The sequence below is a fragment of the Streptomyces sp. NPDC018947 genome, assembly GCF_044390505.1.
Lineage (GTDB): Bacteria > Actinomycetota > Actinomycetes > Streptomycetales > Streptomycetaceae > Streptomyces.
Genome location: NZ_JBIRZD010000002.1, coordinates 714,039 through 737,249, shown reverse-complemented (window position 1 = coordinate 737,249; position 23,211 = coordinate 714,039). Strand labels below are relative to the sequence as shown.

General features: G+C 74.4%; 25 protein-coding genes. 10 read left to right on the top strand and 15 right to left on the bottom strand.

Annotated features, from left to right (window positions below; genetic code table 11):
- The first annotated feature begins 12 nt into the window (after positions 1-12).
- Both ACH499_RS08015 and ACH499_RS08010 read left to right on the top strand, forming a co-directional pair.
- Positions 13-360, top strand: a complete 348-nt coding sequence (locus tag ACH499_RS08015) for a sodium:proton antiporter (RefSeq protein ID WP_399014330.1) — start codon at positions 13-15, stop codon at positions 358-360.
- Complete coding sequence (locus ACH499_RS08010) at positions 360-2,141, top strand: complex I subunit 5 family protein (RefSeq protein WP_399014298.1); 1,782 nt, start codon at positions 360-362, stop codon at positions 2,139-2,141. The genes ACH499_RS08015 and ACH499_RS08010 overlap by 1 nt, the downstream gene beginning before the upstream one ends.
- Before the next feature lie 15 nt (positions 2,142-2,156).
- Here ACH499_RS08010 and ACH499_RS08005 read toward each other — a convergent pair whose 3' ends face one another.
- Complete coding sequence (locus ACH499_RS08005) at positions 2,157-2,819, bottom strand: DUF4230 domain-containing protein (protein WP_356203687.1); 663 nt, start codon at positions 2,817-2,819, stop codon at positions 2,157-2,159.
- A gap of 90 nt (positions 2,820-2,909) precedes the next feature.
- Complete coding sequence (gene otr(A), locus ACH499_RS08000; RefSeq protein ID WP_399014297.1) at positions 2,910-4,787, bottom strand: tetracycline resistance ribosomal protection protein Otr(A); 1,878 nt, start codon at positions 4,785-4,787, stop codon at positions 2,910-2,912.
- A 191-nt stretch (positions 4,788-4,978) separates the two neighbouring features.
- Between otr(A) and ACH499_RS07995 the strand changes: the two genes are divergently transcribed.
- Positions 4,979-5,932 carry a ribose-phosphate diphosphokinase gene (locus tag ACH499_RS07995; RefSeq protein WP_399014296.1) on the top strand — a complete coding sequence of 318 codons (954 nt, stop codon included), beginning with the start codon at positions 4,979-4,981 and terminating at the stop codon, positions 5,930-5,932.
- Here ACH499_RS07995 and ACH499_RS07990 read toward each other — a convergent pair.
- Both ACH499_RS07990 and ACH499_RS07985 read right to left on the bottom strand, forming a co-directional pair.
- Positions 5,898-6,284 carry an anti-sigma factor antagonist gene (locus ACH499_RS07990; protein ID WP_356203682.1) on the bottom strand — a complete coding sequence of 129 codons (387 nt, stop codon included), beginning with the start codon at positions 6,282-6,284 and terminating at the stop codon, positions 5,898-5,900. The two genes, ACH499_RS07995 and ACH499_RS07990, sit on opposite strands and share 35 nt — an antisense overlap.
- A gap of 124 nt (positions 6,285-6,408) precedes the next feature.
- Positions 6,409-7,359 (bottom strand): NADP-dependent oxidoreductase, encoded by a 951-nt coding sequence (locus tag ACH499_RS07985; protein ID WP_399014295.1) that lies wholly within the window; start codon positions 7,357-7,359, stop codon positions 6,409-6,411.
- Positions 7,360-7,430: 71 nt separating this feature from the next.
- Between ACH499_RS07985 and ACH499_RS07980 the strand changes: the two genes are divergently transcribed.
- Positions 7,431-8,405, top strand: a complete 975-nt coding sequence (locus tag ACH499_RS07980) for a GlxA family transcriptional regulator (protein WP_399014294.1) — start codon at positions 7,431-7,433, stop codon at positions 8,403-8,405.
- A 130-nt stretch (positions 8,406-8,535) separates the two neighbouring features.
- On the top strand, positions 8,536-8,931 hold the full coding sequence (locus tag ACH499_RS07975) for a VOC family protein (RefSeq protein ID WP_399014293.1): 396 nt from the start codon (positions 8,536-8,538) through the stop codon (positions 8,929-8,931).
- A gap of 60 nt (positions 8,932-8,991) precedes the next feature.
- Here the strand turns inward: ACH499_RS07975 and ACH499_RS07970 are convergent, their stop codons facing one another.
- Complete coding sequence (locus ACH499_RS07970) at positions 8,992-9,294, bottom strand: DUF4235 domain-containing protein (protein ID WP_356203674.1); 303 nt, start codon at positions 9,292-9,294, stop codon at positions 8,992-8,994.
- Between the two features lie 56 nt (positions 9,295-9,350).
- Positions 9,351-10,379, bottom strand: a complete 1,029-nt coding sequence (locus ACH499_RS07965; RefSeq protein ID WP_399014292.1) for a glutathione S-transferase family protein — start codon at positions 10,377-10,379, stop codon at positions 9,351-9,353.
- Between the two features lie 361 nt (positions 10,380-10,740).
- Here ACH499_RS07965 and ACH499_RS07960 point away from each other — a divergent pair, with 361 nt between their 5' ends.
- Positions 10,741-11,661 (top strand): cation diffusion facilitator family transporter, encoded by a 921-nt coding sequence (locus tag ACH499_RS07960; RefSeq protein WP_399014329.1) that lies wholly within the window; start codon positions 10,741-10,743, stop codon positions 11,659-11,661.
- Positions 11,662-11,722: 61 nt separating this feature from the next.
- Here the strand turns inward: ACH499_RS07960 and ACH499_RS07955 are convergent, their stop codons facing one another.
- Positions 11,723-12,172, bottom strand: a complete 450-nt coding sequence (locus ACH499_RS07955) for a nitroreductase family deazaflavin-dependent oxidoreductase (protein WP_356203671.1) — start codon at positions 12,170-12,172, stop codon at positions 11,723-11,725.
- Between the two features lie 289 nt (positions 12,173-12,461).
- On the opposite strand from ACH499_RS07955, the gene ACH499_RS07950 reads away from it, so the two are divergent.
- Together ACH499_RS07950 and ACH499_RS07945 are read left to right on the top strand one after the other, a co-directional pair.
- Entirely contained in the window at positions 12,462-13,004 is a 543-nt protein-coding gene (locus ACH499_RS07950; protein WP_399014291.1) for a flavoprotein, read from the top strand.
- A 73-nt stretch (positions 13,005-13,077) separates the two neighbouring features.
- Positions 13,078-14,046 carry an aldo/keto reductase gene (locus tag ACH499_RS07945; protein ID WP_399014290.1) on the top strand — a complete coding sequence of 323 codons (969 nt, stop codon included), beginning with the start codon at positions 13,078-13,080 and terminating at the stop codon, positions 14,044-14,046.
- A gap of 19 nt (positions 14,047-14,065) precedes the next feature.
- Here the strand turns inward: ACH499_RS07945 and ACH499_RS07940 are convergent, their stop codons facing one another.
- Together ACH499_RS07940 and ACH499_RS07935 are read right to left on the bottom strand one after the other, a co-directional pair.
- A complete protein-coding gene (locus ACH499_RS07940; RefSeq protein ID WP_399014289.1) occupies positions 14,066-14,731 on the bottom strand; it encodes a DUF4232 domain-containing protein in 666 nt (221 codons plus the stop codon).
- A 103-nt stretch (positions 14,732-14,834) separates the two neighbouring features.
- Positions 14,835-17,213, bottom strand: a complete 2,379-nt coding sequence (locus tag ACH499_RS07935; protein WP_356203665.1) for a SpoIIE family protein phosphatase — start codon at positions 17,211-17,213, stop codon at positions 14,835-14,837.
- A 257-nt stretch (positions 17,214-17,470) separates the two neighbouring features.
- On the opposite strand from ACH499_RS07935, the gene ACH499_RS07930 reads away from it, so the two are divergent.
- Complete coding sequence (locus tag ACH499_RS07930) at positions 17,471-17,719, top strand: hypothetical protein (RefSeq protein ID WP_356203663.1); 249 nt, start codon at positions 17,471-17,473, stop codon at positions 17,717-17,719.
- Between the two features lie 3 nt (positions 17,720-17,722).
- A complete protein-coding gene (locus tag ACH499_RS07925) occupies positions 17,723-18,100 on the top strand; it encodes a toxin Doc (protein WP_356203661.1) in 378 nt (125 codons plus the stop codon).
- 225 nt (positions 18,101-18,325) lie between these two features.
- Here the strand turns inward: ACH499_RS07925 and ACH499_RS07920 are convergent, their stop codons facing one another.
- The 6 genes from ACH499_RS07920 to ACH499_RS07895 all read right to left on the bottom strand — a co-directional run bounded on the left by ACH499_RS07920 (position 18,326) and on the right by ACH499_RS07895 (position 23,174).
- Positions 18,326-19,495, bottom strand: coding sequence for a lactate 2-monooxygenase (locus tag ACH499_RS07920; protein WP_399014288.1), 1,170 nt, complete (start codon positions 19,493-19,495; stop codon positions 18,326-18,328).
- A gap of 462 nt (positions 19,496-19,957) precedes the next feature.
- The gene (locus ACH499_RS07915; protein ID WP_356203658.1) at positions 19,958-20,188 is read right to left on the bottom strand and encodes a CDGSH iron-sulfur domain-containing protein; all 231 of its coding nucleotides are present in this window, start codon (positions 20,186-20,188) and stop codon (positions 19,958-19,960) included.
- The gene (locus ACH499_RS07910; RefSeq protein WP_399014287.1) at positions 20,169-20,813 is read right to left on the bottom strand and encodes a HemK2/MTQ2 family protein methyltransferase; all 645 of its coding nucleotides are present in this window, start codon (positions 20,811-20,813) and stop codon (positions 20,169-20,171) included. Before ACH499_RS07910 ends, ACH499_RS07915 begins: the two co-directional genes overlap by 20 nt.
- A gap of 30 nt (positions 20,814-20,843) precedes the next feature.
- Positions 20,844-21,875, bottom strand: a complete 1,032-nt coding sequence (locus ACH499_RS07905) for an iron-containing redox enzyme family protein (RefSeq protein WP_356203655.1) — start codon at positions 21,873-21,875, stop codon at positions 20,844-20,846.
- Between the two features lie 64 nt (positions 21,876-21,939).
- Positions 21,940-22,122, bottom strand: coding sequence for a hypothetical protein (locus ACH499_RS07900; protein WP_356203653.1), 183 nt, complete (start codon positions 22,120-22,122; stop codon positions 21,940-21,942).
- 41 nt (positions 22,123-22,163) lie between these two features.
- Complete coding sequence (locus ACH499_RS07895) at positions 22,164-23,174, bottom strand: Ppx/GppA family phosphatase (protein WP_356203651.1); 1,011 nt, start codon at positions 23,172-23,174, stop codon at positions 22,164-22,166.
- Between the last annotated feature and the right edge of the window lie 37 nt (positions 23,175-23,211).

The following is a 23,211-nucleotide window of genomic DNA, read 5'->3' as shown; positions in this document are numbered from 1 at the left end:
GTGACCGACGTGCTGCGCGTACTGCCCTACCTGGTCGCCGCATGGGTGTTCCTCGCCGGCTGCTACGGCCTGGCCACCAGCCGCAACCTCATCCACGCCGTCGGCTGCCTGTCCGTCTGCCAGGCCGCCACCTACGTGCTGCTCCTGGCCGTCGGCTACCGCGACGGCGCCACCGCCCCCGTGTTCTCCGACGTCCGGCCCGGCTCCCGGCCCGTGGTCGACCCCGTCGTGCAGGCGCTGGCCCTCACCGACGTCGTCGTCGGCGCCACCGTCACCGCCCTGCTGCTCGCCCTCGTCGTCCAGGTCGCCAAACGGCACGGCACGGTCGACCCCGACGAACTGTCCGAGCTGCGCGGCTGATGCGCCATCTGCTGCCCCTCCTCGTCGCCGTCCCGCTGCTCGGGGCCGCCCTGCTGGCCGCGCTGGGCCGCGTCGTGCCCCGGGTCGTCGCCGAGACCGTCGCCTGCGCGGTGGCGGGCGGCACCGCCGCGCTCGCCGTCGCCCTGCTGCCGCACGCCTCCCCGCCGCTGGTGGAGTGGGTCGGCGGCTGGGAGCCCGTGCGCGGCCACAGCGTCGGCATCGTCCTCGTCGGCGACGGTCCGGGCCTCGGCATGGCCGCGCTGGTCTCGCTGCTGACCCTGGCGGCCCTGGCGTACTCCTGGCGTTCCTTCGACGAGCCGCCGCACGGTCACGCCGGCGCTTTCCCGGCGCTGGTGCTGCTCTTCCAGGCCGGCATGTGCGGCTTCGCCGTCGCCGGGGACCTGTTCAACGCGTTCGTCTGGTTCGAGCTGATGAGCGTCGTCGCCTACGCCCTCACCGGCCACCGGGTCGAGGAGGCGAAGGCCGTGCAGGGCGCGCTCGCCTTCGCCGCCGTCAACTCCCTGGGCGCCTACGCCCTCCTGATGGGCATCGCGCTGCTGTACGCCCGCACCGGCGAGCTGTCCATGGCCGGGATCGGGCACGCCCTGGACGCCCAGGGGCCGCCCGACGCGCTGGTCCTCGCGGGGTTCGTCCTGGTGCTGACCGGCCTGCTGGTCAAGTCGGCGGCCGTGCCCTTCCACTTCTGGCTGCCCGACGCGCACGCCGTCGCCCCGACCCCCGTGTGCATGCTGCTGTCCGGCGTCATGGTGGAACTCGGCGTCTTCGGCGTGTGGCGCGTCCTCGACGGCGTCCTCTCCGGCCCCGGCGGCCTCCCCGCCGCCGACGTGGAGCGCGCCCTGACGGTGCTCGGGGTGCTGACGGCGGCCGTCGGCGCGCTGATGTGCTGGTACCAGCGGCACATCAAACGGCTGCTGGCCTGCTCGACGATCGCCCACACCGGCCTGTTCCTGCTCGGCGTCGGCGCCCTCACCCCCGAGGGCGACGACGGCGTCGCGCTGTACGTCGTCGGCCACGCCGGGGTGAAGGCCGCGCTGTTCGCCTGCACGGGCATCCTCCTGGACCGCTACGGAAGCGTCGACGAGCACGCCCTGCACGGCAGGGCCCGCCCGCTGCGCGCCGTCGCCGTGATGTTCGCGGCCGGGGCCCTGGGCCTGGCCGGACTCCCGCCGTTCGGCACGGCGCTCGGCAAGTCCGTCGCGGAGGAGGCCGTGGGCGCACCGCTCACCGTCGTGTACGTGGCGGCGAGCGCCGTGACCGCGGCGGCGGTGCTGCGGGTCGCGGCCCGCGTCTTCCTGGGCCTCGGCCCCCCGCCGCCGGACGCCGACCGGGTGCGCGGCCCCGACGCCTACGAGACGACCGGCAGCGGCGAGGAGCCCGAGACCGGGCGGCGCCTCGGGCGGGTCCCGGACACCATGACGGCCGTCCCCGCGCTGCTGCTCGCCGGGGCGCTCGCCGCCGGCGTCGTCCCGGGCTTCGGCGACGCGGTGGCCCGCGCCATGAGCGAGGCCGCCACCGCCGGGCTGGTGCACTCCTCCGTGCACTGGACGCCGCTCGGCGCCGGCCTCGGGCTGCTGTCCACCGTGCTGGCCGTCGCACTGGCCGCCGCGGCCGTCGCCCGCCCCGAGGCGCTGGGCGCGCCGGGCCGGATGCTCCCGCTGCGGCGGCTCCAGTCCGGGCACATCGGTGACTACGTCGCCTGGCTGCTGGTGGGGACGACGCTGCTGGCGGTGCTGGCCCTGCCGGCGATCCTCTCCGGCTGAGCGGCCTCACGGGCCTCAGGGGCCGTAGGTCACCCGCACCTCCTCGAAGCCGAGGGAGCGCAGCAGGCCCCGCAGCATGGCCGTGGTGTTGCCCTCGGCCCGCGCGGTCAGCCCGCTGTCCTTCGCCGCCTCGCCGATGTGCCGGGCGGCGAGCCTCTGCACGGCCTGTTCGCCGTTCGGGTTGTCCGAGAACAGGTCGCCGAGCCGGTCGAGGAGCCCGCGCTGCTTGGAGACCGCGTACGAGTGCTCCGGATCGAGGGCCGGTTCGCCGAGCGCGGCGTGCGGCAGCCGCAGCGTGGCCGAGGTGCGGTCCTCGTTCACCGTCACGTCGTCCTCGCCCACCTTCCCGAGGTCCACGTAGGCGTCGACGGTCCCCGCGCCGACGTACAGGGTGCGGGTGCCGCGGATCGCGTCGGGCAGGAACCTGGTGTCCTTCTCCAGGTCCACGACGACCTGGAAACTGCCGGACGCGGCCTCGTAACGGCTGAGGTCCCGTACGGACTTCAGCAGCGCGGGCCCCGACCGGTCGTGGGTCTCGGAGCCGAACAGGTCCTTCAGCCCCGGTACGACGCTCAGCCGCAGACCCGCGAACAGGACGGCGAGCACCAGCACGACGGCGCTCACCGCCTTCGCCCAGCCGGGCACGCGCCGAGGGAGGTGCCTCATGGGAGTCGTCATGGCGACGGTCCTCCTTCCTGCTGTCCGGATGCCCGCCATCTCCCCCGTCAGACAGCCGGGTTGGCGTCGCCGCACGGGTGAGGGGCGGGCTCAGCGCGGCCTCAGCGGACGGTCCGCCGTCGGGCGGGACGACCAGACCGCCTCCCCGCGCGTGAGCCCCGGCAGCCGCAGTTCGGCCTCCCGCACCCGCCTGGCCGGCAGCTCGCCGGTGATCAGCCAGGCCGGATCGCCCCCCGTCGTGCCGGTGAAGTCCGCGCCCAGCGACGCGAGATGGGCGGTCACGGAGGCCAGGGCGTCGGGCGGGACCTCGGCCTCGAACGCGTGGTACGGCTCGTGGAGCACCGTGCCCGCCCGCCGCAGCGCCCGGCGCAGCACGATCGGGGTCAGCCCGCGGAAGTCGGCGGCCGTGCTGACCGGCGAGCAGAATCCGGAACGGATCAGTGTCACCCGGTAGTCGGTGACGGCGGCGCCGCTCAGGCCGTTCAGCAGCGTGGCGTGGACCGTCTCCTCGACGGCCTGGTGGAAGGCGCGGGGGAGCGCGCCGAGCTCCGTCTCGTAGGCGAACACCCCGCCCGAGCCGCGCGGTCCCGGCTCGACGCGCAGTCCGATCGTGGCCCAGTAGCGGGTGTGGTCGTGCCAGGGCAGCTCGTCCACGGCCTCACCGGTGCCGGCCGGGCGCTCCAGGAACCGGACGCGGCCCGGCGAGAACTCCGCCTCGATGCCGAAGTCCCCGGCCAGGGTCGCCGCGAGCACCTCCATCTGGACCTCCCCGTACAGCAGCAGGGCGGTGGCGCCGGACTCCGCCGGCCGGGCGTGCAGCAGCGGGTCCTGGTCGGCGAGGGCGAGCAGCGCCGACCGCAGCGGCGCCGCCTGCTCCGGGCGCCGGGCCCGCACCAGGGTCTCCAGCGTCGGCGGCGCGAACTGCGGGGCGCCGCCGACGGCGTCGCCGAGCCGGTCGCCGACCCGCACGGACGGGCCGGACAGGGCCGCGATGTTGCCGGCGGTGAGCGTGCCGGACCCGCCGACCACGTCGAGGCGGGTCACCCGGCCGGCGACCTCGCCCGTCCGGCCGTCCGCCTCGCGCCGCAGGAAGGTCAGCCGCTGACGCGGGCGCACCTCGCCGTCGTACAGGCGCAGATACGCCGTCCGCTCGCCGCCCGGTCCGGGGCGTACGGCGAACACCGTGCCGCGTGCCGGGCCGGGTCCGGCCGCCGGGGCGGGGGAGGGGACCAGCCGGACCAGGCCCTCGACCAGCTCGGCGACGCCCTGGCCCCCGAGCGCGGAGCCGAAGTACAGCGGGTGGAACGAGCCGTCGGCGGTACGGGCGGCGAGCGCGGTCCGCACCTCGCCGGCGGTGGGCCGCGGGCCGTCCACGACCGCCGCCAGCATGTCCGTGTCCACCTCGGCCAGCGCCTCGGCGGTACGGGCGCGGACCGCGGGATCGGTCAGGAGCAGCGGCCGCACCCGCGCGGCGGGAGTGCCGAGCCCGTCCGTGACCTCGCTCAGCGGCGCGATGTGCGGGGTGAGCCGGCGCCGGATGTCGGCGAGCAGGTCACCGGTGCGGGCGCCGGGCCGGTCGATCTTGTTGACGAAGACCAGCGTGGGCAGCCGCAGCCGGCGCAGGGTGCGCATCAGCACGCGCGTCCGCGCCTGGACGCCCTCCACCGCGGACAGCAGCAGCACCGCGCCGTCCAGGACCTCCAGGGCGCGCTCGACCTCGGCGACGAAGTCGGAGTGCCCGGGGGTGTCGATCAGGTTGACCTGGGTGCCGCCGACGGTGAACGCGGCGACGGCCGAGCGGATCGTGATGCCGCGGCGGCGCTCGATCTCGCCGTCGTCCGTACGGGTGTCACCGGCGTCGACGCTGCCGAGGCGGTCGACGGCGCCGTGGTCGAACAGCAGCCGCTCGGTGAGGCTGGTCTTACCGGCGTCGACGTGGGCCAGAATTCCGATGTTCAGGGTGTGCATGCGGGGTCGAGTCCTCGAGAACCGTGGGCCGGAAGGGGCACTGGGTGATGTCGAGGAGTCGGCGCATGCGAGGGATCCTGACCTGAGGGAACACGGACGGCGTCATCATGGCCCCTGCCCCCGGTTCCGCCGCAACCGGATTTCCGTAAGCTGAGGATTCCGGCCGGACAGGATCACGCGAGGAGCGGTCCGTGCGAGACATCGCCGTCTTCAGCGGTAGTGCCCATCCCGAGCTGGCCGAGGAGGTCTGCGCCCATCTGGGGGTGCCCCTCAGCCCGACCCGGGTCAGCCGGTTCGCCAACGACTGCCTGGAGGTGCAGCTACGGGCCAACTGCCGCGAGCGGGACGTCTTCCTGGTCCAGCCGCTGGTCAAGCCGGTCCAGGAGCACCTCGTCGAGCTGCTGCTGATGTGCGACGCGGCGCGCGGGGCGTCGGCGGGCCGCATCACCGTCGTCATGCCGCACTACTCCTACGCCCGCTCCGACAAGAAGGACGCGCCCCGCATCTCGCTCGGCGGGCGCCTGGTGGCGGACCTGCTGGTGGCGGCCGGCGCCGGCCGGGTGCTCGCCATGACCCTGCACTCGCCCCAGGTGCACGGTTTCTTCCCGGTCCCGGTCGACCACCTGCACGCGCTGCGCGAACTCTCCGCGCACTTCCGCCGGTACGACCTGTCCCGCACCACGGTCGTCTCGCCGGACCTCGGCAACGCCAAGGAGGCCGCCGCGTTCGCCCGGATGCTCGGGGCGCAGGTCGCGGCCGGCGCCAAGCAGCGCTTCGCCGACGACCGGGTCAGCATCAGCACCGTGATCGGGGACGTCACCGGGCGCGACGTGATCGTGCTGGACGACGAGATCGCCAAGGGCAGCACGGTGCTGGAACTGCTCGACCGGCTGCGGGAGCAGGGGCCGCGCACCATCCGGCTGGCCTGCACGCACGGGCTGTTCGCGGACGACGCGCTGGACAAGCTCGGCGAACAGAGCGACGTGCTGGAGATCGTGTGCACCAACACCGTGCCGGTCCCGGCGGACCGGCACCCCGAGAAGCTGCGGGTGCTGTCCATCGCCCCCGCGCTCGCCGAGGCCGTGCGCCGCATCCACAACGGCGAGTCGGTCAGCGCCCTGTTCGATCCTCCGGCGTCGGACTGACGCCGAGCACCTCCTCCAGGGTCGGCCGCGGGGGCAGCAGCCGCGCGAGCCCGGTGATCCGCAGCATGCGCAGGGTCAGCGGGTGGGCGCACACCAGGTGCACCTGCCCGCCGCCCTCGAGTACCTGGCGACGGGCCCGGTACAGCAGCCGCAGCCCGGAGCAGTCGAAGAACTCGATCCCGCCGAGGTCGAGCACGACCCGGGCGCCGGGCCGCCCCGTCTCCCGGTCCAGATGCGGGCCGATCTCGGCGGCCGACGCGATGTCGATCTCGCCGATGAACTCCAGCACGGTGTGCCCCCGGTCGCGCCGGACGCGCAGATGCCGGGTGAGCGACGCGGGTTCCTGCCGCACGACGACAACGCCTCCAGCCGATTCCGGGGGCCAACTGCCCAGCCTCACTCGAAAGTTACCCCGGTCGAGCGAATTTGAGCATGCTCGATTGACATATGTCATCGATTTCTCACAGCGGGGCCCGTCAGTCGACCACGAGCACCAGCTTCCCCGTCGTACGGCCGCTCTCGCCCAGCCGGTGGGCCTCGGCGGCCTCGGCCAGCGGGAACGTCCGCTCGATCGTGGGCCGCAGCGCGCCCGACTCGACCAGGCCCGCGATCTCCTGGAGGTCGGCGCGGTCCGCGTCCACGAGCATCCGCACCGCGCGCACCCCGAGCCGCTCGGCCTCCTCGTAGAACTCGTCCGAGCCGACCGGCAGGATCGACACCACGATCCCGCCCGGACGCAGCACCCGCAGGGACCGCAGCGACGTCTCGCCGCCGAGGGTGTCCAGGACGACGTCGACGTCCTTCACGGCCTCGGTGACGTCCGTCTCCCGGTAGTCCACCGGCTCGTCCACACCGAGGGAGCGCAGGAACTCGTGCTTGCCCGCGCTCGCGGTGCCGATCACGTACGCGCCCCGGGCCTTGGCGATCTGCACCGCCACATGGCCCACGCCGCCGGCCGCCGCGTGGATCAGCACCCGCTGCCCCTGCCGCACTCCGGCCCGCTCCACCAGCGCCTGCCACGCCGTCAGCGACACCAGCGGAAGCGCGCCCGCCTGCACGTGGTCGACCGCGGCCGGCTTGCGGACGAAGGTACGGGCGGGCGCCGTGACGTACTCGGCGTGGGAGCCGTGGCCGAACGGGTAGGACAGCATGCCGAAGACCTCGTCGCCGGGCCGGAACGCGGCGACCCCGATGCCCACCGCCTCCACGACGCCCGAGACGTCCCAGCCCAGGACGAAGGGCGGTTCGCCGAGGAAGCCGCCGTTCGCGCGGTGCTTCCAGTCGGTCGGGTTCACCCCGGCGGCACGCACCCGCACCAGCACCTCGTTCGGGCGCGGTTCGGGCCGCTCCAGCCGTACCTCTCGCAGTACCTCGGGACCGCCGAGGGTGTCCTGGCTGACGGCCCGCATCGTGTTCACATCGCTCATGACGCCCCAGCCTGCCGGGCGGTGGCTCCCGGAGAAACGGCATGATTGCCATGCTCCGATAGAATCGTGCCATGCGGCATGAGCAGCGCCCGGCCGGGCGGACGGAACGGGTCGTGGTCCTGGCCCTCGACGGCGTCTACCCCTTCGAGCTGGGCATCCCCAGCCGGATCCTCGGCGCCGCCGACGACCGCTACGAGGTGCTGACCTGCACCGTCGACGGCCGTCCGGTGCGCACCAACGCCGACTTCACCATCACCGCGGACCACGGCCCCGAGGTGCTGGACTCGGCCGGCACGGTGGTCGTCCCGGCCGTCTCGCCCTCGCTGGTCACCGGGGAACCGGACCCCGCGGTCATGGCCGCTCTCGCCCGCGTACGACCCGACGCCCGCATCGTCTCCATATGCACCGGCGCCTTCGTCCTGGCCGCCGCCGGGCTCCTCGACGGACGCCGGGCGACCACCCACTGGCGGCTGGCCGACCTGTTCCGCCGCACGTACCCGCACATCCCCCTCGATCCGGACGTGCTCTTCGTGGCCGACGGCCGCGTCGTCACCTCGGCGGGCGCGGCCTCCGGTGTCGACGTGTGCCTCCACCTCGTGCGCGAGGACCACGGCAGCGAACTGGCCAACAAGGTCGCCCGCCGCTGCGTGGTCCCGCCCTTCCGGGACGGCGGACAGGCGCAGTACATCGAGCAGCCGGTGCCCGAGCAGGGCGCCGCGAGCACGGCGGCGACCCGCGCCTGGGCGCTGGACCACCTCGACGAGCCCCTGACGCTGGCCGATCTCGCCGCGCACGCCCGGATGAGCCTGCGCACCTTCGCCCGGCGATTCCACGACGAGGTGGGCGTCAGCCCGGGCCGCTGGCTGATCCAGCAGCGCGTCGCCCGGGCCCGGCATCTGCTGGAGTCCAGCGACCTCCCGGTCGACCGGATCGCCGGCCGCGTCGGCTTCGCCACCGGTGCCTCGCTGCGGCAGCACCTCCAGGCGTCGATCGGCGTCTCGCCCCAGGCGTACCGCCGTACGTTCCGCGCCGCGGCCGGTGCTTGACGCCCAGTCACCTCGTCTGTGGGCGGCCCGGGTTGACCGGACGCCGACTGAATCCGCCGGGCCGGGACATCCGCAAGGCAAGGGGCCGCGGGACACGAGCGTCCCGTGCCCGGAATCCTTCGGAGGAGACATGGCACTGGTCAACGCGGGCGTCGTGGTGCTCGACTGCGCGGAACCCGAGAGGCTCGCCGAGTTCTACAAGGGCCTGCTGGGCGCGGTGGAGACCGAGGCGACCGCCAACCGCATCGAGATCGGGGGACCCGGCGGCTTCCGCATGGCGTTCCGCCGGGACGTCAACGCGACCCCGCCGAGCTGGCCCCGGCCCGAGAACTCCCTCCAGGCCCACCTGGACTTCGTGGTGGACGACCTGGACGCTGCCGAGCGCGGCATCGTGGGACTCGGCGGGCGTCCGCTGGAGGCGAAGGACGCGGCGGGCCCGCACGAGGAGCGCGGCTTCTCCGACCCGGCGGGCCACTCCTTCACCCTGCGCCGCGACACGACGCCGACGGCACCCAAGCAGGGCTGAGACCCCGCGGCCGGGTGCCGCCGGCGTGGCGCGCGTGCCGGGCGGCCGGACTGCCTCCGGTCAGTCCCGACCCTTCCTGTCGGCGGCCGGCCAGACACCGGTCGAACGCTCGATGGCCTTGGCGCCCGTCCGGTCCAGGGCGCTGCGCACCACGGCGAAGATGGCGCCCTGGACCGCGGCGGCCAGCAGGATCTCGCCCCAGCCGCGGTCCGGGTCCAGCGCGTCCGGCGCGTCGTCCTCGTGCCGGAGCACCTTCCACGTCTTCTGGAAGGCCATCCCGGCCAGTGCACCGCCGGCCCAGCCCAGGACGAAGCCGACGGGCTTGTAGGCCAGCGGGAGCTTCTGCTTCTTCTTCTTGCCCACGTGGGTCTCCTTGAGTTCGAGTCGGGGAACGGGACGTCGGGATGCGGGGCCCCGGGTCAGGGCCTGCCGCGGGCCGGCACCTCCTCCTGGGCGCGCACCGGTCCGGGAGGCGTGCCGTCGCCGAACGGGCGTCCGCCCAGCTCCTGCCGGTGATGCGGGGTGAGCCAGCCGGACAGGTCCGGGCCGACGGGCACGATGCCGGTCGGGTTGATGCCGGTGTGGACCTGGTAGTAGTGGCGCTTGATGTGGTCGAAGTCGACGGTGTCGCCGAAGCCGGGCGTCTGGTACAGATCGCGGACGTACGCCCACAGCACCGGGTTCTCCGCCAGCTTCCAGCGGTTGCACTTGAAGTGGCCGTGGTAGACGGCGTCGAAGCGCACCAGCGTCGTGAACAGCCGGATGTCGGCCTCCGTGATCGTGTCCCCGACCAGGTAGCGCTGCCGTTCCAGCCGGGGCGTCAGCAGGTCGAGCCGCCGGAACACGCCCTCGCAGGCGGCCTCGTACTCCTCCTGGCCGGTGGCGAAGCCCGCCCGGTACACGCCGTTGTTGACGTCCTCGTAGACGCCCGCCATCACCTCGTCGATCTCGTCGCGCAGGGCGTGCGGATACAGGTCGGGCGCGCCCGGCCGGTGCAGGGACGTCCACTCGGTCGCGAGATCGAGGGTGATCCGCTGGAAGTCGTTGGTCACCAGCTTCCCGCTGGGCACGTCCACGATCGCCGGCACGCTCACCCCGCCGGGGTAGCCGGTCTCCCGCTTGTCGTAGGCCTCGCTGAGGAAGCGGATGCCGAGGACCGGGTCACGGCCGTCCGGGTCCAGGGTGAACCGCCAGCTCCGGTCGTCCTGGACCGGGTCCGCGACCGCCAGCGACAGGGCGTCCTCCAGCCCCAGCAGCCGCCGGGAGACCAGGGCCCGGCTCGCCCACGGGCAGGCGCGGCTGACGACTAGCCGGTAGCGTCCCGCCTCCACCGGCCAGCCGTCCCGGCCGTCGGCGGTGATCCGGTCCGCGAAGTGGCTCCTGGACCGCTTGAACGCTTTCCTGCCGTAGGCGCTGTTGCCGGCCGTCCCGCCGTCGCCGCCGCTCATCGGACGTACCTCCCTGTCGTCGCCGTGCCCTGGTGAACGCGTTCCCAGTTTTCTGCCGTCGGCACTGCCCAGCCACCCCACGCGGCGGGTGTGAGCCGGGCCGCGGCAGGGCAGTCGGCGAATCGTGAGCCGGACACCTGCGGACAGGACAGCGAACGAAGGACACGCCGACGGAGAGGCGGACCGCCCCACGGAACCCGACAAGGGCGGCGCGACGGACGGCAGGAGACGCGGCGAGGGGGACGGAACCACGGACGGCCGGACGGACGGCGAGGCGGACGCGACGACGGACGGCGAGGCGGGCGGAAGGGCGGACGGCGGCGCGACGGACCGCGGGGCCGACCGCAGGACGCGGATCACCGTGCTGGTGGCCCTCGGCGCCAACCTGGTGATCGCGGTCGCCAAGGCGATCGGCGGCCTTCTCGCGGGATCCCCCGCTCTGCTGTCCGAGGCGGCGCACTCGGTCGCCGACAGCCTGAACGAGGTCTTCCTCCTCGCCGCGCTGCGCCGCAGCCGCCGCCCCGCCGACCGCCGCCATCCCTTCGGCTACGGCAAGGAACGGTTCTTCTGGTCGCTGCTGGCCGCCGTGGGCATCTTCGTCATGGGCGGCTGCTTCTCCTTCTTCCAGGGCGTCGAGGCTCTGCGCACCGGCGCCGAGGAGAAGCTCAGCGGTTACGTCGCCGGCCTGATCGTGCTCGGCGTCGCCCTGCTCGCCGAGGGCGCCTCGCTGGTACGGGCCCTGCACCAGGTGCGCAAGCAGGGCGGTGCCGCCGCCGGGATGCGCGACCCGGCCCTGCGCACCGTCGTCGCCGAGGACGGCACGGCGGTGCTCGGCGTCACCCTCGCCATGGCCGGCATGGCCCTGCACATGGTCACCGGACAGGTCGCGTGGGAGGCCGGCGCCTCGCTCGCCATCGGCGCGCTGCTCGTGTACGTGGCCTACCGGCTGGGCCGCGAGGCCCGCGACCAGTTGATCGGCGAGGCCGCGGACCCGGAGGCGAGCGGCCGGATCCGCGCGCTGCTGCGCGCACAGCCGGAGATCGACAGCGTCGAGGCGCTGTTCACCATGAAGACGGGCCTCGACTCCGCGCTGGTGGCCGCCCGCGTCGACCTGGTGCCCGGTCTGGACAGCGAGCGGGTGGAGGAGGTGTCCGTGCGCATCAAGAGGTCCATCGCGCACACCGTGCCCGAGGCCCGGCAGATCTTCCTCGACGTCACCGACCGGCCCGCGGGCGAGGCAGCGCAAAGCCCCGCCGCGACGGGGGAACGCGGCGGGGCCTGACCCACGGGTGCCCGGCGACGGCCGAACCATGCGCGCGGGTGCGGTGCGTTCCCCGTTCCGGTCAGCTCCCGCCGGCCGGCTCCAGGACGAACACCGGGATCTCCCGCTCCGTCTTCTCCTGGTACTCGGCGTACGGCGGGTAGGCCGCGACGGCGCGCTCCCACCACTGGGCCTTCTCCGCGCCGGTGACCTCACGGGCCGTCATGTCCTGCTTCACCGGGCCGTCCTGGAGCTCCACGTGGGGATCGGCCTTGACGTTGTGGTACCAGACCGGATGCCTGGGGGCCCCGCCCAGCGAGGCGACCACGGCGTAACGCCCCTCGTGCTCGACGCGCATCAGCGGCGTCTTGCGGATCTTGCCGGTGCGGGCGCCGCGCGTGGTCAGCACGATCACCGGCAGACCCGTGTCCGCGAGGGTCCCCCCTTTCGTGCCGCCGGAGCTCTCGTACAGCTCCACCTGCTCGCGCACCCACTTCGTCGGGCTGGGTTCGTACTCGCCCTCAAGAGGCATGGTTTCCGTCCCATTCGTCGCGTCGTACGGCTGACCGGCACCGCGGTGCGTCCTCGTGCGGTGCACCTCCATCCCTACCGCATCCGGCCCGCGAACCCCCGGCACCCGCGCGGCGCAGCTCCCCTTGCCCGGCAGACCGCCCCGCCCCGCGCAGCATCCGGGCCGCCTCGCGCGCCTCCCGCGCCGGTTCCGTACCGCCGGGAGGCCCGCCGCCATGCCTCCTCGGCCGGAGGGAAGAGCTTTCCGCCCACCGCGGTTGACGGTCCGGCGCGGCGAGTAGGGTTGCGGCGTGACCCGACCGGCCCCCACCACCGAGAAGCCCTTCCTCTACGTCGTCGTCTGCGCCGCGGGCGCGGCCGACGGCGTCGGCGAACTGATCGCCGAGGCCCGGCGCCGCGGCTGGGAGGTCGGCGTCCTCGCGACGCCGGTCGCCATGGGCGGCTTCTTCGACACCGAGGCCGTGGAGGCGGCGACCGGCCGCGCGATCCGCTCCGCCTGGCGCCGGCCCGCCGATCCGCGCCCCTTTCTGGCGCCCGACGCCGTCGTGGTCGCGCCCGCGACCTTCAACACGATCAACAAGTGGGCCGCCGGCCTCGCCGACACCCTCGCCGTGGCCACCCTGTGCGAAGCCAGTGGCCTCGGAATTCCCGTCGCCGTACTGCCGTGCGTGGCCGACGCCCTGGCCGCCCACCCCGCCTACCGCGAGAGCCTGACCCGGCTGCGCGGCATGGGCGTGCGCTTCGCCGACCCGTACGCGGGACCGGGCCCGGGGGACGGCCGCCGCCGGGCGATCGCCTGGGAGCGGGCCCTGGACCTGCTGGAGGAGCGCTGACCCGTCGAGGGTCCGCGTCCGCCCGAGGACGTACGCTCCCCCCGTACCGATCCTGAAGGCGGGAGCAGCAACGATGCAGTACGTGAAGCTTGGTTCGACGGGTCTGGACGTGTCGCGGATCTGCCTGGGATGCATGACCTACGGTGTCCCCGACCGCGGCACGCACGAGTGGACGCTCGACGAGGAGGCCTCGCGCCCGCTGATCCGGCAGGCGCTGGAGGCCGGCGTCACCTTCTTCGACACGGCCAACGTCTACTCCGACGGCACCAGCGAGGAGATCGTCGGCAAGGCGCTGCGGGACTTCGCGCGCCGCGACGACGTCGTGCTCGCCACCAAGGTGCACGGCCGGATGCGGCCCGGACCCAACGGCGCCGGACTGTCCCGCAAGGCGATCATGACCGAGATCGACCACAGCCTCCGGCGCCTGGGCACCGACTACGTCGACCTCTACCAGATCCACCGCTTCGACCCCGAAACGCCCGTCGAGGAGACGATGGAGGCGCTGCACGACCTGGTGAAGGCCGGCAAGGTGCGCTACATCGGGGCCAGTTCGATGTACGCCTGGCAGTTCTCCAAGATGCAGTACACCGCCGAGCGGCACGGCTGGACGACGTTCGTCTCCATGCAGAACCACTACAACCTCCTCTACCGCGAGGAGGAGCGCGAGATGCTGCCGCTCTGCGCCGACCAGGGCGTCGGCGTGCTGCCCTGGAGCCCGCTCGCCCGCGGGCGGCTCACCCGCGACTGGGGGACCGCCACCGGACGCAGCGCCACCGACACCTTCGGCAGCACCCTCTACCAGGAGGGCGACCGCGCCGTCGTCGAGGCCGTCACCCGCATCGCCGAGCAGCGCGGCGTGCCGCGCGCCCAGGTCGCCCTCGCCTGGCTGCTGCACCAGGACACGGTGACCGCCCCGATCATCGGTGCCGCCAGGCCGCGGCACATCGAGGACGCCGTGGCGGCGGTCGAACTCGCGCTCACCGACAAGGAGCTGGAGGAACTGGAGCGGCCCTACGCCCCGCACCCGATCGCCGGTCACTGACCGCGCGGGCGCCCGGCGCTCACGGACCGGTCCCGGCCTCCAGGGCGGTGACGGACACCTGCGACGCGTTGCCGCCCACCGGGACCTCACCGGCGGTCCACCGCACCGTGAGCGGGTCCCGCTCGTCCGGCGGCGTGACGAGCAGCGTCGCCGGAGTGGCCGTACGGGCGCCGCTGATCTGCGGGCTGGAGAACGACAGTCCGGCCCACGCGCTGCTGCCCGGCGTCAGCGTGACCGTCCGCGGTGACGCGGGGGCGCGGTGCGGGTCCGGGCCGAGCTGCTTGCCGGACGCGTCCACGAAGGCGGCGCCCGGATAGCCGTGCACGGTGCAGGTGCGCTGCGAGATGTTGGTGAGCACGACCGGGAAGTTCCGCTGTCCGGCACCGGGATCGACGCGGCCGACCGAGGCGCGCAGTTCGGACGTGTGGCAGCGGCCGTCGGTGCGGGCGGAGGCGGACGCGGATCCGGCGGCCGTGGCGCCCGGCACGGTGCCGGCCGACGGCCCGCCGCCCGTGTCGTGCGGGGCGGCCGAACCGCTGGTCGCGGCGGCCGTGGTGTCGGCCTGTCCGGAGCGGGGCGCGCCCGCCGTGCCGTTCTGGGTGCCGCAGGCGCTCAGCACGCCGAGCACGGCCACCGTGCTCGCCAGCAGGGCCGTCCCGCGTACGGGCTGGGACCTCTTCGCCATCGCTGCTCCACACTCCCGTGAGGTTCGTCGCGCACGGCCCGGCGCGGGCGCCGTACGCCCTGCCTTGACGAGTGTCCCGCGGCACGGGCCGGGAAACCGCGGCTCACCCTTCGTCGATCAGTGCCAGTTCCGCCCAGATCGTCTTGCCCTCGGGGGTGTGCCGGCTGCCCCAGCGCTGGGTGAGCTGGGCCACCAGCAGCAGACCGCGCCCGCCCTCGTCCCACGTCCTGGCCCGGCGCAGGTGCGGCGCGGTGTGACTGGTGTCGGAGACCTCGCAGATCAGCGTCGACGCGTCGTGGATGAGCCGCAGCCGGATGGGCGGCGATCCGTACCGGATGGCGTTGGTGACCAGCTCGCTCACCACCAGTTCGGCGGTGAACGACGCCTCCAGCAGCTCCCATTCGGACAACTGGTCGAGGACCTGCTTGCGGATCGGCGCGACCAGCGACGGGTCGGCGGGAATGTCCCAGGTGGCGACCTGGCCGGTGGGCAGCCCGCGGGTACGGGCCAGCAGCAGCGCCACGTCGTCGGCGGTGCCGCCCGCCGGGAGCAGGGCGTGCAGGACCCGGTCGCAGGCCGCGTCCAGCGTGCCGGCGGGGGCGGCCAGCGCCTCGCGCAGCACCTCCTGGCCGGCCTCGGCGTCCAGGCCCCGGCTCTTGACCAGCCCGTCGGTGTAGAAGGCGAGCACGCTGCCCTCGCCCAGGTGCAGTTCGGCGGACTCGAACGGCAGGCCGCCCACGCCGAGCGGCGGTCCCGAGGGCAGCTCGACCCGCCGGGGCGCCTCGCCGGGCGGGATCAGCAGGGGCGCCGGATGCCCGGCCCGGGCCAGGGTGCAGTTCCGGGACACCGGGTCGTACACCGCGTACAGACAGGTGGCGCCGACCTCGCCCGTGTCGTCGCCGCCGGACTCCTCCGACAGCCGGACGACCAGGTCGTCCAGGTGGGTGAGGAGTTCGTCCGGGGCCAGGTCGATGTCGGCGAGGGTGCGCACGGCGGTGCGCAGCCGGCCCATGGTGGCCGATGCCTGGATGCCGTGGCCGACGACGTCCCCGACGACCAGCGCCACCCGCATCCCGGAGAGCGGGATGATGTCGAACCAGTCGCCGCCCACCCCCGAGCGGGCCGCCGGGAGATAGCGCGAGGCCGCCTCCACCGCGGCGGTCGGGGGCAGCCACCGGGGGAGCAGACTGCGCTGGAGCATCAGCGTCGTCTCGCGCTCGCGGGAGTAGCGGCGGGCGTTGTCGATGCAGACGGCGGCGCGGGCGCTGACCTCCTCGGCGAGCAGGACGTCGTCGTGGGTGAAGGCGTAGGGGTGCCGGTACCGGGTGAAGACCGCGATGCCCAGCGTGGTGCCGCGGGCCTGGAGCGGCACGGACATCGTGGAGTGGATGCCGAACTCCTCGACGCGTTCCAGGCGGACGGGGTCCCAGCCCCGGAACTGCTCGAGGTCCCCGGAGGGCACCGCGGCCACGACCGTCTGGCCGGTGACCAGGCTCTCGGCCTGCGGGGAGCCCGCCGGGTAGAGGTCGAGCCGGCCCGGCTCCGCCACCGCCTCCGGGCAGCCCGGGTTGACGGACTGGTGGGCCGTCCGGCGCAGGGTCACCGGCGGCGTCGGTGCCCGGACGGGCTCGCCGCCGTGCTCCTGAGGGTCCAGCAGGTCGACGCTGACGAAGTCGGCGAGCGCCGGGACGCACACGTCGGCCAGCTCCTGCGCCGTGCGGGTGACGTCGAGCGTGGTGCCGATGCGCACACTGGCCTCGTTGACCAGTTGCAGCCGTTCCCGGGCGAGGTGCTGCTCGGTGAAGTCGTGGGCGCTGACGCAGACCCCGCGCACCCGGCCCTCCGGGTCGGTGAGCGGGGCGATCCTGGCGAGCCAGGCGTGGGCGCGGCTCTCGCCGGGGGCCTTGAGATGCGTGTGCATGTCGTGGCCGCGACCGGTGTCGAGGACGTCGCGCATGTGCTCCTCGAGTTCCGCGGAGTGCGGCCGGCCGCCGACGTCGGTGGCCCTCAGCCCGCGGATGCGGTCCGCGGGCAGTCCGAGGAGCCGGGCCATCGCGTCGTTGACGCCGCGCAGCCGCAGCCGGTCGTCGAAGATGAGCGTGGCGCAGGGCGACTGGGTCAGAGCGGCCCTGATCAGCGGGTCGTCCGGCTGGTCGGGGCCGGGGTCGAGCGGAGTGACGGCGAGCCAGGTGCCCGGGCCGCCGTCCCCGGGGGGCCTGCGACGGGCGAGCACCCACACGGACACTGTGTGCCCGTCGCGGTGGCGCAGCGCCAGGGTGCCGCACCAGCGCTGGTCGCCGGGCCGGGGCGCCGGGGGCTCGGTGCCGTCGGCCAGCAGTTCGGCGGCGGGACGCCCCACGACGTCCGCGGCGGGGTGCCCCAGCAGCAGACGCGCGCCCTCGTTCCACTCCCGCAGTGTGCCGGAGTCGTCGACGACGACGCGGGCCGCGGCGGCATCGTCGTACGGGTTGACCGGACTCATCGTCGCCACTCCATTGCGCACACTCACAGTGATCAGCGCGTCACCTGGTCACCAGCGTAGTGCGTCCGGGCTCCGCGCGGACCCGAACCACCCGTCCCGGGGGCCCTGCGGGAGGGCGCCCCCACCGGCGGGACGGCGCGGGCGTCCCGGACGGTTCTCGGCCCGGCGGACCGGGCCCGCCGGACCGGGGTACCGCCGCACTACGGTGCTGACCTGGCGGTATTTACGCGTCAGTACCCGGGCGGTACCGTGGGGCCATGCCAGCTCTGAACGTGGAGTTCAGCGACCGCGAGCTCGAGGACCTGCGGCAGATCGCCAAGGAACGCGGTACGTCGATGAAGGCGCTCGTGCGGGAGGCCGCCGCCGCCGACATCGCCCGGCACCGGGCGCTCCAGGAGGGGGCGGAGGCGTTCCGCCGGTTCTTCACCGCCCACGCCGACGAGTTCGCCGCCGCCTTCCCCGAGGACGAACCGCCGCCCGCGCGAGGCGAGGGGCGGGCCGCCTGATCCATGGCATCCGCCCTGCACATCGACGTGCCCTGGCTGCTCCAGCGTCATGAGGAGGTGCTGCCGGAGCAGCCCGTGATCAACGACTTCTCCGCCCTGGTCGCGGCCGTCGCCCGGCACCGCGTCGATCCGCCCCGCCTCGGGGTGGACTCCGACCCCGCCTGGCGGGCCGCCGCCCTGCTGCACACCCTCGCCGTGCTCCGGCCCCTGCCCGCGGCCAACGCCCGCTTCGCCTGTGCGACGGCCGTGGCGTACATGTTCGCCAGCGGCGCCGGCATCGACCCGCCCTACGGTGCGCTGGTCGACCTGGCGCGCGACCTGCTGGCCGGTGAGGCCGACGTCTACGCGGCGGCCGACCGGCTGCGCTCCTGGCAGATCTGACGCAGTCCCGCGCCCGGTGCCTTCCCGGGGCCGCCGGCCGAGGGCGGGAGGATCGGGGCCGGCGGCCGGTGCGCGCGGGAGAGCGGCCGTCCCGTGCTGGGCCTTCCGGGAAGGGCCGGCGCCAGTCCACTACGCCGGGGCATGCACCGGGAGCGTGCGCGGCGCACCCGGCGAGTGCGCGCCTTTCGCACGGGGTGCGTCGGAGAAGCCGGAAACGGCGCGGCCTCACACGTGCTGCTCCACCAGGTCGGCCGGGCCGGGCGTCAAGGGGGAGGCGTGGCCGGACAGGGCCAGGGTGAGGTCGAGTTCGGCGAGCAGACAGCGCACCACGTGCTCGACGCCCGCCTGCCCGTCCAGTCCGAGGCCGTAGACGTAGGGGCGGCCGAGCAGCACCACGCGGGCGCCGAGGGCGAGGGCCTTGAAGACGTCGTCGCCGGTGCGCACCCCGCTGTCGAAGAGCACGGCGAGCCGGTCGCCGACCGCCTCCGACACGCGCGGCAGCGCGTCGGCCGCCGCGAGGGCGCCGGCCACCTGGCGGCCGCCGTGGTTGGACACCACCACGCCGTCCATCCCGGCGTCGGCGGCAAGGCGGGCGTCGTCCGGGTGCAGCACACCCTTGAGGACGATCGGGCCGTCCCAGTTCTCCCGCAGGAACGCCAGGTCCGGCCAGGTCTTGCCGGGGTCGGAGAACATGCCGACGAAGTGCATCACGGCCGCGTTCGGGTCCTCGTGCACCGGCTTGGCCAGGCCCGCGCGGAAGGCCGGGTCCGTGAAGTAGTTGGCGGTGCCGACACCGTGCAGGAACGGCAGGTAGGCCTGGTCGAGGTCGCGCGGGCGCCACGACAGCAGCGGGGTGTCCAGGGTGACGAACAGGGCGGTGAACCCGGCCGCCTTCGCCCGGCCCAGGAAACTGCGGGCGACCTCGCGGTCCTTCGGCCAGTAGAGCTGGAACCAGCGCTCGGCGTCGCCCATCGCCCCGGCGACCTCCTCCATCGGTGTGCTGGACGCCGAGGACAGCACGAACGGCACCCCCTGCGCGGCGGCGGCCCGGGCGGCGGCCGGCTCCGCGTCCGGATGCATGATCGACAGCACGCCCACGGGTGCCAGCGCCACCGGGGCCGGCAGGCGGCGCCCGAGCACCTCGACCGTCAGGTCGCGCTCGCGCACGTCCCGCAGCATCCGCGGCACGATCCGACGCCGCTCCAGAGCCCGGCGGTTGGCGCGGGCCGTGCTGCCGTCGCCCGCGCTGCCCGCGACGTACCCGACGGGACCCGGCCCGAGACGGCGCTCCGCCAGCTCCTCCAGACGGGTCAGGTCGGTCGGCAGCCGGGGCACGGCTCCGGTCGTCCCGTTCAGGTAGATCTCGTACTGGAAGTCCGCCCAGTGCTTCGCCACCGTACGTCCGCCTCTCGTCGTGGGACCCGCGCGCCGCCAGCACCATACTCGTGAGTAGGTCATGGGGGGGGCGGGCGGAGGCCGGACTGTTCCAGGAGTGTTTCCGGTCTATTGACGAACGAGTGGATCACGCCATCCAGCCGGGCCGCGTGATCAAGAACCGCACCGTTCCGGGTGCGAAACGCTCCGACTCCGTCACTTCACGCCACTGATTCAATACGCAAGGTTACTGAAATCCATGGGGTCGATGTGAGTTCCTGCGCCGGAGTCGGCAGACTCGCGCTCGCCGCCCCCGGTGCCGACCGAACGGGGCGGCGGCGGGGACCGGGGCCGTGCGGCTCGCGCGCCGTGACCGGCTGCTCGCTGCTGGGGAGTGCGAGCGCCCGCGCGTGGGAAGGCGGCGGCCCCGCACCGGGGACGGCGGACGGAGTGGGGCCGTCCGCCGTTCTCCGGTACCCGCGCTCAGTCCCCGTCCGCCGGCCTCCCGCCCGCACCCGACGACCTCGCGCGGTGGCTGGTGTCGCACCACGGGAAGCGGCGGCTGCGGCGGCAGGTGCACAGGGCGACCCGGAAACGGTCGGAGGACACCGTCGTACCGTCCTCCAGCTCGACCTCCACGGGGCCCTCCACCAGCATCGGCCCCCGCCGCCGGACCGTGATCCGGCGGGGCCGGTCAGACGGGGAGTTCGGCACGGACGACCACCAGTTCCTCATCGTTGTCGGCATGGGACAGCAGGCCCCGCTGCCGCAGCCAGTGCACCCGGCCGCGTACCACCGGACCGAACGCGATCCGCTGCCGCCGGGTCACCGCCGCCTTCAGACCGGCGTCCCGCAGACGCGCGACCGTGCGGTCCGGATCGCTGAGCGAGGACTGGACCAGCAGCAGCACACCGCCGGGCCGCAGCAGGGCCGGCGCCTGCTCGCAGATCCGGTCCAGGACGAGCCGGCCGTCGTGGCCCGCGTCCCAGGCCCGCGCCGCGCCGCGCGGCCCCGGGCCGCCGCCCGGCGCGGGGACGTAGGGCGGATTGGCCAGGACGAGGTCGAACGTCTCCCCCCGCACGGGGGTGAAGAGGTTGCCGCGCAGGACCCGCAGCCGCACCCCCGTCCGCGCCGCGTTGAGCCGGGCGGCCCACACGGCGCGCCGGGACACGTCCACGGCGGTGACCCGGCAGCCCCGCCGGGCCGCCGCCAGCGCCAGCGCGCCCGAGCCGGTGCCCACGTCGAGCACGGCCGCGCCCGGTGGCAGCGACTCGTCGGACAGGGCCCCGACCAGCAGGGCGGTGTCCTCCTGAGGGGCGTAGACGCCCGGTAGCACCATGAAATTCACGGCACCCACGTACCCCCGCCGTCACGAAATATGGGCTGTTTCGGACGGGGTGCGGGGCAGGGGGGCCAGGGGGGTGCGCAGGGAGGACCGGCCGGCCCGCCAGTCGGCCAGCAGCCGGTCGCCGAAACGGTCCTCCAGGTACCCGGTGGCGTCGATGCCGAAGACGACGTCCGCCGCCAGGTGGGGCTCCTGCTCCAGCAGCCCCTCGATCACCTCGTGCCGCACGATCTGCTCGTGCACCGCGTCGGCCTCGACGTGCTCGTCGTAGAAGTGTTCGGCGGCCGGACCGGCACCGGTGCGGCGCATCGCCTCCGCGAGCCGCCGGGACCCGGGGGAGGAAGTGATCTCCACGGCCGCGAAGTGACCGACCAGCGCCCCGCGCAGGGACCGGTGCAGGCCGAACAGCGACATCATGTTCACCGTGGCCAGGCACTCGGCGGACGCCGCGTCGAGATGACGCCCGTACGTCGTGTCCAGGCCCAGGTCCGTCATCAGGTCGGCGAACAGGCGCGCGTGCACCCGGTCGGCGCGGCCGCCGCCGTACTCGTCGAACTCCACCGCCGCCATCGCCGCCTTCGCGCGGCCCCACAGCCGCGGCAGCACCCAGGCGTGCGGGTCGGCCTCCTTGAGGTGGTACAGGGAGCGCTGGGCCGCGTACTCGCGCAGGTGCCACAGTTCGCCCTCGTCCCGCAGGAAGTGGCTGACGCCGGTGCCGTCGACGGGCTCGACGAGCAGCGCCCCGACCGCCTCCTCCACACTGTCGTGGACCGGGGTGTCGGCGCGCAGCGCGGACAGGAAGCGGTCCTCCAGCGCCGCCCGGACGCGCAGCAGGCCCGGGTCCCACTCAAGGCCGGGCGACACGCCGGCGAAGCCGCGGTAGTGCATCTCGTAGCACTGGTACAGGGCGAGCTGCAGGTCGTCTCCGTACGGCTCGGCGGCGGCGGCGTCCTCGACGCGGGGCAGCGGGCCGGTGCCGAGCAGAAAGGCGCCGACGGCCGCGGAGAGCGGGCCCCGGGCCGTCGGCGGCAGTGGTTCTTCGCGGACGTTCTCCATGCGTCGCGGGTACCCGGCCGGCGCCCTCGCATCCGCGTCGCGCCGGGTGCCCGCGACGTCGTCCCTACTCCTTGCCGGACTCCTCCTGCGCCTCGACGTTGGGCGAGGTGGCGTCGCCGGCCTCGCCGCGGTGCCGCCGCTCCCGCGCGGACTCGGGATCGCGCCTCCCGGCGTCCTCGATCTCGCGCAGGACCTCCTCGATGGCCGTCTCGGGCCGCTTGCCGCCGTGCTCGCCGTCGTGGGTCACGAAGCTCTCCTTCTCGTGCGGTCTTCTCGTACGGTTCGGTGTCAGGGGGACGTGGCCGCGATGCGCAGGGGCACCGGGCCGGGGGCCGCGGGTTCGTCGTCGCGGCGGGCGATCTCCGCCCACCAGGACGGTCCGTCCTCGATGTGGCGCAGCAGGATTCCCTCGCGGATCGCCCACGGACACAGCGTCACCGACGTGAGGCCGGTCAGCTTCATCGCCGTGTGCCCGACCACCGCGCCGGCCAGGCTCTGCGCGGAGCGCGGCGCGGAGATGCCCGGCAGCCCGGCCCGCTCGGCGGCGGGCAGGGCGGCCAGCCTGGCGACAGCCTGCTTCAGGTCCGCGCGGGTCATCCGCCGTTCCACGAAGGGGCCGTGACGGCCGGGCAGCGCCCCGCACAGCCGCCCGAGCTGCTGGAAGGTGCGCGAGGTCGCCACCGCCGTGCGCGGCCCCTCCCAGCGGATCCGCGCCGCGACGTCCCTGAGCTGATGGCGGACCCTGCGGCGCAGCGCCCTGAGCTGCTCCGGATGCGGCGGGTCCTGGCCGCCGGCGAGGAACTCGTGGGTGAGGCGGCCCGCCCCCAGGGGCAGCGAGGCCACGAAGTCGGGCAGCCGGCCGCGGCCGAAGGCCACCTCCAGCGAGCCGCCCCCGATGTCCAGCAGGGCGAGCGGCCCCGAGCGCCAGCCCATCCAGCGCCGCGCCCCGAGGAACGTCAGCTCGGCCTCCACCTCGCCCGGCAGCGTGCACAGGGCGACCCCGGTGCGGTCACGGACGGCGCGCAGCACCTCCTGGCGGTTGGGCGCGGCACGCACCACGGCGGTGGCGAAGGCCGGCGGCCCGGACGCGCCCCACCGGTCCGCCGTACGGCTCGCGTCGGCGACAGCCGCCACCAGCCGCTCCACCGCCTCCTCGGGCACCGGGGCGCCCGGCGGTACCTGCTCGGACAGCCGCAGCCGCCACTTCGCCGTGTGGACCGGCAACGGGACCCCGCCCTCCGCGTCCGCCACGACCAGCCGGACGGTGTTCGACCCCACGTCCACCACACTGATACGCATGCAGGCGCTGGTACCCACTTGTGCGCCGAAACAACGG